Source organism: Agromyces humi (assembly GCF_009720255.1).
Classification (GTDB): Bacteria; Actinomycetota; Actinomycetes; order Actinomycetales; family Microbacteriaceae; genus Agromyces; species Agromyces humi.
Genome location: NZ_WJSP02000166.1, coordinates 1 through 7,894, shown reverse-complemented (window position 1 = coordinate 7,894; position 7,894 = coordinate 1). Strand labels below are relative to the sequence as shown.

The 7,894-nt window shown below is 69.3% G+C and carries 7 protein-coding genes; 2 read left to right on the top strand and 5 right to left on the bottom strand.

What is annotated here, in order from left to right:
- The 5 genes from GH736_RS13410 to GH736_RS13385 form a co-directional block, all read right to left on the bottom strand.
- Window positions 1–557 (bottom strand): PfkB family carbohydrate kinase (locus GH736_RS13410; protein WP_235934191.1); only part of this gene is annotated, 557 nt, incomplete at its 3' end.
- An 8-nt stretch (window positions 558–565) separates the two neighbouring features.
- Window positions 566–2,497 (bottom strand): TIM barrel protein, encoded by a 1,932-nt coding sequence (locus GH736_RS25065; protein ID WP_235934190.1) that lies wholly within the window; start codon window positions 2,495–2,497, stop codon window positions 566–568.
- Window positions 2,494–3,330: a carbohydrate ABC transporter permease gene (locus GH736_RS13395; protein WP_159604069.1), complete on the bottom strand. Its 837-nt coding sequence runs from the start codon at window positions 3,328–3,330 to the stop codon at window positions 2,494–2,496. Before GH736_RS13395 ends, GH736_RS25065 begins: the two co-directional genes overlap by 4 nt.
- Complete coding sequence (locus GH736_RS13390) at window positions 3,324–4,256, bottom strand: carbohydrate ABC transporter permease (protein WP_235934187.1); 933 nt, start codon at window positions 4,254–4,256, stop codon at window positions 3,324–3,326. The genes GH736_RS13395 and GH736_RS13390 overlap by 7 nt, the downstream gene beginning before the upstream one ends.
- 13 nt (window positions 4,257–4,269) lie before the next feature.
- Window positions 4,270–5,589, bottom strand: a complete 1,320-nt coding sequence (locus GH736_RS13385; RefSeq protein ID WP_159604065.1) for an ABC transporter substrate-binding protein — start codon at window positions 5,587–5,589, stop codon at window positions 4,270–4,272.
- Window positions 5,590–5,835: 246 nt separating this feature from the next.
- On the opposite strand from GH736_RS13385, the gene GH736_RS13380 reads away from it, so the two are divergent.
- Window positions 5,836–6,852, top strand: a complete 1,017-nt coding sequence (locus GH736_RS13380; RefSeq protein WP_235934184.1) for an SIS domain-containing protein — start codon at window positions 5,836–5,838, stop codon at window positions 6,850–6,852.
- 17 nt (window positions 6,853–6,869) lie between these two features.
- The gene (locus GH736_RS13375) at window positions 6,870–7,760 is read left to right on the top strand and encodes a PfkB family carbohydrate kinase (protein ID WP_159604063.1); all 891 of its coding nucleotides are present in this window, start codon (window positions 6,870–6,872) and stop codon (window positions 7,758–7,760) included.
- Window positions 7,761–7,894 lie beyond the last annotated feature (134 nt).

The following is a 7,894-nucleotide window of genomic DNA, read 5'->3' as shown; positions in this document are numbered from 1 at the left end:
GCCCACGCGCGGGCGTCGCCGCGCTCGCCGACGGAGCCGAACGCGACATCCAGGTCGCTGAATCCGGAGGCGACGCCGCAGTCCTGGCTGACGACGGGCCGACCCCGGTCGAGCGCCGCCAGCCGAGTGCGCAGCTCGTCGGCACGCGGCAGCATCCCCACATGCACCCATCGCGCGCGTGCCAGGAGCTCGAGGTGCGCGTCGCTCGGGAAGTAGTCGGCGGTCACGCCGAACTCCTCGCTCTCGAAGACCCGGTCGCCGCCGTCGACGCGGATCGTCGTGACGGCCGTGGGCCCCGCCAGGGTGACGAGGCCCACGGGGTCGATCCCGGCGCGGTGGAGCCCGCGAGCGATGGTGCGCCCGTCGGCGTCCGCCCCGACCGCGCCGAAGTAGGCCACGGAGCGGCCGCGGCCGGCGAGTTGGGCGGCGACGTTGTAGGCGTTGCCGCCCGTGTAGCGCGCCGACTCGTCGCCCACGTACCGGTCGATGGTGTTGTCGCCGACCGTCGCGATGACGAAGCCGGCGTCGTCGCCGGACCCTCCGGTGCCGCCGCCCACTGGGAACCTCAGTACTGCAACTGGCGGTAGTAGCGGCGGGTGGTGAGCGGGTGGTCTCGCAGCACCTCGAGGTGCGCGCTGACCCGCTCCAGCGCCGTGGCGAGCAGCGCCGGTGCCAGGAGCGCCCGCACCTCGGCGGTGAAGCCGAGCAGCTCGAAGTCGGCCGTGTCGATGACGGTCAGCGTGTCGGTGATGCGCGGCACGAACGCCTCGACGCGCTCGACGAGGGCACGTCCCGCGTCCTCGCCCTTGAGCGCGATGACGCTGACGCCCGGCTCGAGCAGCTCGAGGGTGCCGTGGAAGAAGTCCGATGCGTGCACGGGCCGGGTGCGGATCCACTGCATCTCCTCGAGGATGCACATGCCGTAGTAGAACGCCTCGGGCCAACTCGCGCCCGCCCCGGTGATCACGTGGTAGTCGGAGTCCGCGATCACCCGGGCGAGCTCGGCGGCCCTGCCCTCGAAGCCGCGCTTCACGCCGAGCAGCGCGTCGGGCAGCGTGGCGAGCTGGGCGAGCACCTCGTCGTAGCCGACGAACTCGCCGCGCACGCGCATGATCGACAGCCCGATGAGCAGCGACTGCACCGAGAATGTCTCGCTCGAGGTGTCGTCGGCGGCGAACGCGGTGAGGTTCACGTCGGCGGCCTCGGCGAGCGGGGTGTCGGCATGGCCCGTCAGGGTCAGCACGGTCGCGCCACGCTCCTTCGCGTACTCGAGCGCGCGGATGCTCTCGAGCGTCGTGCCCGACAGCGACGGGATGACGACGATCGAGTCCGCGCCGAGGTGCACCGATCCGGTCTCGACGAGCTCGGCGGGCATCTCGAGGAGGGTCGGGAATGTCGAGCGGGTCTGCAGCAGCCGCACCGCGGGCTGCATGAGGATGCCGGCTCCGCCCGAGCCCACGAAGAAGAGGTTGCGCGCCCCGGCACCGAGCCGGTCGACGATGAAGGCGTCGATCGGCTCGGCCAGCGCGACGGCGCCGGCCTGGATGTCGAGGAAGCGCGCCTCGTCGAAGTTCAGCATGGAGTTCCTTTCGATGGTGGTCGATCGTGCAGGGTTGGTGGCCGGGCCGGTGGGGTCGTGCGGGTTCACGCCCGCGGCGAGTGCCGCGAGCTCGCGCTCGACGGCGGCGAACGACTGCTCGAGCGCGGGCCGCGGGTCGTACGCGTACGTGCCGTCGCCGAAGAGCTCGAAGGTGAGGCATCCGTCATACCCGTTCCGGCCGAGGGCCTCGAGGTACTGGCCGAGCGGCAGCTCGCCGTCGCCCCACGCCAGGTGCCCGTTCGGCTTGCCGTCGATGAGGTGCACATGGCGGATGCGTCCGCCGAGGGCGGCGAAGGAGTCGTCGATGGTGTCGCCGGCCACGGCCATGGCGACCGTGTCGAGCGCGGCGCCGAGGTTCGGTGCGGCGATCTCGTCGAGCATCCGGGCCAGCGTCGCGGCGTCGTTCACGAGGTTCGACTCCACGCGCTGCAGCGGCTCGAGCACGCAGTCGACCCCGAGGGAGGCGGCGTGGACCGCGATCTCGCCGATCGCGTCGACGGAACGCCGCCACGCGGCATCCGTCGGCTCGTCCTCGAACCCACGCCCGGGGGTGAGGAACAGCAGCGGTGCCTCGAGCTCGACGCAGAGCTCGGCCGCGCGGCGGAACATCGCGATGCTCGACTCCCGCAGCCACGGCGACGGCGAGGCCACGTTGACGGGGTACATCACCTGCTCGGGCGTGAGGCAGTGCACGGCCAGCCCGCGGTCGGCAATGCGGCGAAGGATGCCGCGTGCCTCCTGGCGGCTGAGCTGCGGCACGTGCAGCTGCGGTGCGACGCCCCAGAGCTCCACGCGCTCGCGCCCGAGCTCGACCATGTCGTCGAGGAACCGGTCGAACGGCAGGTGCTGGTACGAGAAGTTCGACCCGGTGACCTGGTCGAGACGGATGCCGCTCACTTGCCGATCCCGTCGGCGAGGCCCTTGACGAAGTACCGCTGGCAGGCGAAGAAGAGGATGACCACGGGCAGCGCCGCGATGACCATGCCCGCGAAGACGACGGGGTAGTCGGTGCCGTGCTTGCTCATGAGGCTCGTGAGCCCCACGGGCAGCGTCTGCACGTCGGTGCCGCTCGTGAACACCATCGCGAAGAGATACTCGTTCCACGCGAAGAGGATGTGCAGGATGACCACCGAGATGATGATCGGCTGGCACATCGGCAGGATGATGCGCCAGAACGCCGTCCACCGGCTCGCCCCGTCGACCTCTGCCGCCTCGTCGACCTCGCGCGGCAGGTCGATCATGTACGCCCGGATGAGGAACGTCGTGAACGGGATCCGGAACGCGGTGTAGAGGATGAGCAGCGCCCAGAACGTGTTGTAGAGGCCCATGCCCTGGAACATCTTCACGAGCGGCACGAGCGCGACGGTCGGTGCGAGCATGAGCCCGCCCAGGATGACGGTGGACCACGTGCGTGAGAAGGGGATGTCGACTCGGGTGAGCCCGTAGGCCGCCCAGGCGCTGATGAACACCGTCGCGATCGTCGACGTGACGGTCACGAGGATGCTCGTCGTGAGGTAGTTGCTGACGCCTCGGTTCCACGCGTTCGCGTAGTTCTCCCAGCCCCACTGCGCGGGCAGCGCGAACGGGTTGCCGAAGAGCTCGGCGTTCGTCTTGAAGCCGTTCAGCACCATCCACGTGAGCGGGTAGACGACCACCACGACGAGGCAGAGCAGGAACGTCCACATGAACAGGCGCGCGATGACGCCGGCGAAGGTGAGTCTGGTCACCATTCCACCCTTCTGCGACGGTTGATCCAGAGCTGCACGAGCGCGATGGCGAGCGTGATGACGAAGATGATCGTCGCGATCGCCGCCGCGTACCCGAAGTCGTTGCGCACGAAGCCGTTGCGGTAGAGCCAGGTGCCGAGCACCTGGGTGGAGTTGTTGGGGCCGCCCGAGGTCATGACCATGACCTCGTTGAAGACCTGGAACGCGCCCGAGATCGTGACGATGATCATGAGGCCCGTCATCTCGCGCACGAGCGGGAGCGTGATGGTGAAGAACCGTCGTACGGCGCCGATGCCGTCGATCGCCGCGGCCTCGTAGAGCTCGGAGGGGATGCGCTGGATCGCCACGGCGAACAGCAGGGTCGAGTAGCCGAAGCCCTGCCACTGGCTCATGACGATGATCGCCATCATCGCGGTGGACTCCTGGCCGAGCCACGGCTGGGCCCACGCCCCGAGCCCGATGGCGTCGAGCGCGTGGTTCAGGAGGCCGAGGTTCGGCTCGTAGATGAAGTAGAAGAGGAGGCCGGCGACCGTCAGCGAGATCGCGGAGGGCACGAAGTAGATCGCACGGAGCCCGCGTCGCCAGCGGTCGTGCCGGATGCTCTCGATCACCGCGGCGAGCACGATGGCGCCGAACACCTGGAACGCCAGGGAGACGACGGCGTAGAGGATGTTGTTCCAGAGCGACGACCAGAAGATCGGGTCGGCGACGAGGCGCTGGTAGTTCTCTGCGCCGATGAACTCCTGGGTGCCGCTGTAGATGTCCCACTCGAGCGTCGAGAAGCCGAGGTTCTGGGCGAGCGGCAGGTACACGAACACGGCGAGCACGACCACCGCGGGCAGGATCCACGCGAGCCCCGCGAGGCGGCGGGCCGTGATCCGCTTGGGCGCCCGGGGCGACGGGGCGACGGCGGGGAGCGCCGCCGTCACCCCCTCGACCGGCCTACTCTGCTGCGTCAGAAGCATTTCGCACGCTCTCCAGCACTTCCTCGGGCGTCGAGCCGCCGCTGATGAGGGCCTCGCCGCCGGCGAGCCAGGCGTCGGCGACCTCGGGCACGGTGACCGTGTCGAGCCAGATGACGAGGTCGGATGCCTCGTTCACCTTCGTGATGCCGTCGAACACGGCGACGCTCGAGGTCTCTGGGGTCACGGCGCCGACGACGGTGCTCGGCTGGCCGTAGGGCGGCGACGAGAGCGTCGTCGCGCTCTCGGGCGTCGTGGCGAACTTCATGAAGTCCACGGCGAGGGCGGCGCGGGGCGACTTGGCGTTGATGAGGTAGCCCTCGGGCGATCCCTCGATCGCGCCGGGCTCGCCCTTGGCACCCTCTGGCACGGGCAGCTGGAAGATCCCGAAGTCCTCGGGTGTGAGGGCGTTGCCCTCGGCGGTCACCGTGTCGAACTCGAGGATCTCCTGGTAGTACATCGCGGCGCGGCCGCCGGCCAGGGCCTCCTGGGCGGTCGTGTAGAGCACGCCGTTCGTGCCGGTGCCCGTGTCGGTGCACTCGTCGACGAGCGTCTTGAACTGCTCGAGCGCGGCGACGTAGCCCGGGTCGTCGAGCGTCGCGGTGGCCGGCGTGAAGTCGTCGTGCAGCACGTCGCCCGGCACGTTGTAGGCGAACAGCTGCTGCAGGTAGTGCAGCGCCGGCCAGCCGTCCTTGTTGCCGAACGCGATCGGCTCGTAGCCGGCCGCTCGCAGCGGCGCGCAACTGTCGATGAGCTCCTCGAACGTGGTGGGCACCTCGATGCCGACCTCGTCGAAGATCGCCGTGTTGTAGCCCATGAACTTGCCGTTGTTGTAGAGCGGGATGCCGAAGTACTTGCCGTCGACCTCGAATGCGCTGAGCGACGCCTCGCCGAAGCTCTTGCCCCACTCCGTGTCGGGCCCGATGGCCTCGGTCAGGTCGGCCGCGAGGCCGCCGTCGATGAAGTTCTGCGCCCAGTTGCCGGTCCACGTGAAGTAGATGTCGGGCAGCGCACCCGAGGCGGTGAGCGTCTTGGTCTTGTCCTTCACGCTCTGGTCGGTCTCCTGGATGAGCTCGACCTTCACGTCGGGGTGCAGCTCCTCGTACTCGGCGGCGAGGTTCTCGAAGTAGGGCCCGAGCGGGTCGCCGCCGAACTTCGTGAGGATGCTGAGCGTGCCCGAGTACTCGGGTTCGTCGGTCACGTCGGCAGCGGGGGCGGCGTTGCCCCCGGCGCATCCGGCCAGGACGAGCGCGGATGCCGCGGCGAGCGCGGCGGCTGCGGTGATTCTCTGTGCGTGCATGGTCTTCCTCTGTCTCGGATGACGGCCGGACCGATCGGAGGGGGAGGCTCCGGGATCCGCCATCGGATCTCTGTGACACGTACTGGGTGGTGGGGACCGATGTTACACAGAATCTGATACCGGTACCAGATCCAATCGAAAATGATGTTGGTTGACCTTGCATGGCTGGATGTGCCAGCATGATCCGCACCTGATACCGGTACCAGAACGCGAACCCGGACCGGCCACCGCTTCGAAAGGACCACCATGCTCGCGACCACCCTGCTCGGCTTCGACGAGACGACCTTCCGCTCCCAGACGGCCAGCGCCGTCGCCCTGCGCCCGCAGATCGAGGAGGTCGTCGACCGCCTGCACGCCGACGGCTTCGCCAACCTGTTCCTGATCGGGGCCGGCGGCACCTATGCCGCGATGTGGCCGTACGAGCACCTCGCCCGCCGCAGCTCCACGCTGCCGGTGCGCAGCGTCATCGCGGCCGAGCTCCTCGAGTCGGGCGATGCCACCCTCGGCAGTGACTCCGTCGCGGTCTTCACGTCGGTTTCCGGAACGACCGACGACAGCCTGCGTGCCATCGAGTACTGCAAGGCCCGAGGCGTCACCACGATCGGCTTCACCGGCTACCCCGACTCCCCGATCGCGAAGGCCGTCGACATCGCGCTCGTCTCCGAGCCGAAGACCTGGCCGTTCGACATGCAGCTCCTCCTCTTCACGACCCGCCTGCTGTCGCTGCGCGGCGAGTTCGAGGGCTACGAGCGGTTCGCCGACGAGCTCGCCGCACTGCCCGACGTGCTCGTCGCCGTCGCCGAGCAGGCCGAGCCCGCGGCATCCGACTTCGCCGAGGCGCACGCCGAGACCGACTACCACTTCCTCGTCGGCGGCGGGAACCTCTGGGGCTTCACGTACCTCTACTCGATGTGCATCCTCGAGGAGATGCAGTGGCTCCGCACCACCCGCGTGCACAGCGCCGAGTTCTTCCACGGGTCGCTCGAGCTGCTCGAGGAGGACACGAGCGTCATCGTCTTCCAGGGCGAGGACGAGACCCGCGCGCTCACCGACCGCGTCGAGCGCTTCGTGAAGCAGGTCTCGAAGGACGTCACCGTCTTCGACACGAAGGACTACCCGCTCGAGGGCATCAGCCCCGAGTTCCGCGGGCTGGTCGCACCGATCGTGCTCGACACCGTGATGGGCCGCGTCTCGAAGCACCTCGAGCGGGTGCGCAACCACTCGCTCGACCTGCGCCGGTACTACCGCGTCGTCGAGTACTGATCCTGGAGACTCCTGCCATGCGCGTACTCGGCTTCGGCGACAACATCGTCGACCGCTTCCTCGACCGGGGACTCGACTACCCCGGCGGCAACTGCGTGAACGTCGCGGTGTTCGCGCGACGTCTCGGCGCGGAAGCCGGGTACCTCGGGGTGTTCGGCGACGACGAGGCGGGCGCCTACCTGCGCGCGTCGATCGCCGCCGAGGGCGTCGACGTGTCGCGGAGCCGGGTGCGTACGGGCGAGAGCGGCGTCTCGACGCTGCGCGTGGAGGACGGGGAGCGCACGTTCCTCGGCTGGAACGGCGGCGGCGTCACGGTGCGGTCGCCGCTCGAGCTCACCTCCGGCCTGCTCGACTACGTCGCGGGCTTCGACCTCGTGCACTCGAGCGTGTACTCGCGCAGCGAGCCGCAGCTGCCGAAGCTCGCGGGCGGGCCGGCGCTCGTGTCCTTCGACCTGTCGAGCGAGGACGAGTTCCGCACACCCGGCTACCTCGACCGGGTCTGCCCGTCGGCCGACCTCGTGCTGCTGTCGTGCTCGCACCTCGGCGCCGAGCAGACGCGCGCGCTCCTCGCCGAGGCGATCGTCCGCGGGGCGTCCGTCGCCTTGGCCACCCGGGGCACCGACGGCGCGATCGTCACCGACGGCGAGGTGACCGTCGAGGCCGACGCGCACCTCGTCGAGGACCCGTCGGCGATCGTCGACACGATGGGCTGCGGCGACGCGTTCCTCGCCGGGTTCGTGGTGTCGCTGCTCGGTTCCGGATGGAGCCGTCGCCGCAGGCCCGACGAGACGGCGCTCGCCGCCGCACTCGAGGCGGGGGCGGATGCCGCACACGCGCAGTGCTTCGTCGAGGGCGCGTTCGGCCGTGGCCGCCCGTCGGGCGAGGCCGTCGCCGCTAGCATGTGGTGAGTCTGGGGCGCGGGGTGCGCTCGGGTTGGACATGCGGCGAATCGGCGAGTGTTCCGCATGTCTCCTGTTCATGAGCTTCGAACCCCGCGAACGAACGAATGATGACGGCCTGATCCTGAACGCGATGAGCCGGG